The sequence below is a fragment of the Pseudodesulfovibrio sp. JC047 genome (genome assembly GCF_010468615.1).
Taxonomy (GTDB): Bacteria; Desulfobacterota; Desulfovibrionia; order Desulfovibrionales; family Desulfovibrionaceae; genus Pseudodesulfovibrio.
Genome location: NZ_WUEH01000045.1, coordinates 1 through 2,044 on the forward strand (window position 1 = coordinate 1; position 2,044 = coordinate 2,044).

General features: G+C 55.8%; 4 protein-coding genes. All 4 read left to right on the top strand.

What is annotated here, in order from left to right:
* Window positions 1-48 precede the first annotated feature (48 nt).
* Window positions 49-348, top strand: a complete 300-nt coding sequence (locus GO013_RS16585; RefSeq protein ID WP_163813128.1) for an IclR family transcriptional regulator — start codon at window positions 49-51, stop codon at window positions 346-348.
* 17 nt (window positions 349-365) lie between these two features.
* Window positions 366-563 carry a hypothetical protein gene (locus GO013_RS16590; RefSeq protein WP_163813130.1) on the top strand — a complete coding sequence of 66 codons (198 nt, stop codon included), beginning with the start codon at window positions 366-368 and terminating at the stop codon, window positions 561-563.
* Complete coding sequence (locus GO013_RS16595; RefSeq protein WP_163813132.1) at window positions 553-699, top strand: hypothetical protein; 147 nt, start codon at window positions 553-555, stop codon at window positions 697-699. The genes GO013_RS16590 and GO013_RS16595 overlap by 11 nt, the downstream gene beginning before the upstream one ends.
* A 27-nt stretch (window positions 700-726) precedes the next feature.
* Window positions 727-2,044 (top strand): hypothetical protein (locus tag GO013_RS16600; RefSeq protein WP_163813134.1); only part of this gene is annotated, 1,318 nt, incomplete at its 3' end.

Sequence of the window (2,044 nt, forward strand, 5' to 3'; positions counted from 1 at the left end):
TCTCGGCCACTTTTTATCTTAATCCGCTACCCGAATCGGAGGCCATCCATGGCTAAATTATCCTCTGCCCGTCGCGTATTGCGCGTCCTGTCCATCCTCAAGGGCAACACCATTCACGGCCTGTCCAACGGCGAGATCGCCAAGGCCCTGGACGAATCACCCGTCAATATTTCCCGCGCGCTCGACGTCCTGGTGGACGAAGGATTCAGCACCAAGCTGGACTCCGGGCGTTACGCCCTGGGCCTCCAGGTGGCGAAGATCGGATACGCGCACATCAATGAACTGGATATGGCCGAAAGACGAATCAACGAACTCAGGCAGCGCACCATGGCCGGTGCCTTGAACTAAATGGGAAGGAGACTCACATGGGAACAATCGACGCGATGGATGACATCCTCGGAATGACATTCGGAGAACTGGTGGAATTGGGAGAAGTCAGCTGCACCTTGAGCGATGGCAACGACAATCCCATTGCGGTTATGGCCGTGGTCAAAGGCAAAGAACTCTGCATGGAAGTGCTGGAGGTCATAGCGCGGCATGAGGAGGACGAGAATGAAAACTAGCACCCCTCCGTCTCGGAAATCTCGCAACTCAAAGGAATCCCTCATGCCCGGCATCCCCAAGTTGCTCGTCATGGATAATGGCAATGCTGCCACGTCTCGCCTGACCGCCAAGCGGATCAGCCAGCTGGATCGATAAACCGACTTTCTCAAGGAGGAAATACACATGACCACACGAACTTGCGCCAGCTGCGAATACCACAAGTCCAAATCCAACCCGACCCCTGGAAAGCTGATCCCCGGAGAGTCCGGCAAATGCACCCGCCCCACGGGCTTGTGCGACCACATCAAGGATCAGGCCGAGGAACCGGCCTCCATCTTTTCCAAAAACCTCGTTTCGTCCGAGGCCGTCCAGGAAGCCATTGCCTCCACAGCCGTTGACCAAAAAGACAGGGGGAGCCTGAGCGCTCTTGCCCTCTCGGCCATGCAGGATGCAAGTGCCCGGGCACAGCAGACCGGCGAGATTCCTACGGATGATGAATTGTGCGAGACCGCCGTCCGGGCGATCCTTGCCAGCAAGTGCGAACCCGCTCTGGTTCCCGAAGTCTCGACCGCCCACGAAGCGCGCGACCTGGAAGCTCAGAATACCGCTGCCGCTGTTGATCAGGCCGTGATGGATGCCGAGGAGGCTTTCCGCGACTTGGGGCGGCTTGAAACAGGGGCGTTTTTTGCGACGGTCGCAGATATTATGACCGCTCAGATTTTTCAAAAGCTCAAGAAAAACAAGGCATACAAGAATCTTCCCTATATGGACGAAGATGGAAAACTGCGACACATCACAACTTTGGACGAGTTTTGCACCGTCAAGCTCGGCAAATCCTATCGCCGCGTGAAAGAGCTTTCCGACACCCTGACGACCCTTGGACCGGACCTTTACGAATCAGCCGAGCGCATAGGCTTCCGGGCCAAGGATTACCGCGCACTCAAGGCTCTGCCTGAGGACGAACAAGCCATCGTCAAGCAAGCATTGGAGGCCGAGTCCAAGGACGAAGTTTTGAACGTGCTGACGGATTTGACCGAGCGGCACAATGCCGAACGCAAGGCCGCCAAGAAGGACAAGGAAGCCCTGGAGGCGGACCTGGAAGCGAGGTCCAAGCTGCTTGAAGACAAGGCCGAGCGGCTGGAAAAGACCGAGGAGGAACTATACCGCCTCAAGTCTCTGCCGCCGGATGCTGACCTCGAACTCAAGCTGGCTCGAGAAGAGGAAGCGGTCAAAGAATTGGACAAGGCGTTTGTTACGGCCCTGGCCGAGTTCAACCAGCTGTTGCTCCAGGTGGACGCCATCATTGAAAGCGGGGACATATCCAATCATACGCAATCATATGCAATTCAGCAGGTTCAATCCCTTTGCTTTGATATCCAGGACAATCTCATTAATTACAGCATCCCCGTTGATTTTGAAGAGATGATCAATCCTGCTTGGATGCGGGACACAGCCCAGGCCGATCTAGAAGAAGGCCGGATTGCGGAAGAAATCGCTGGGA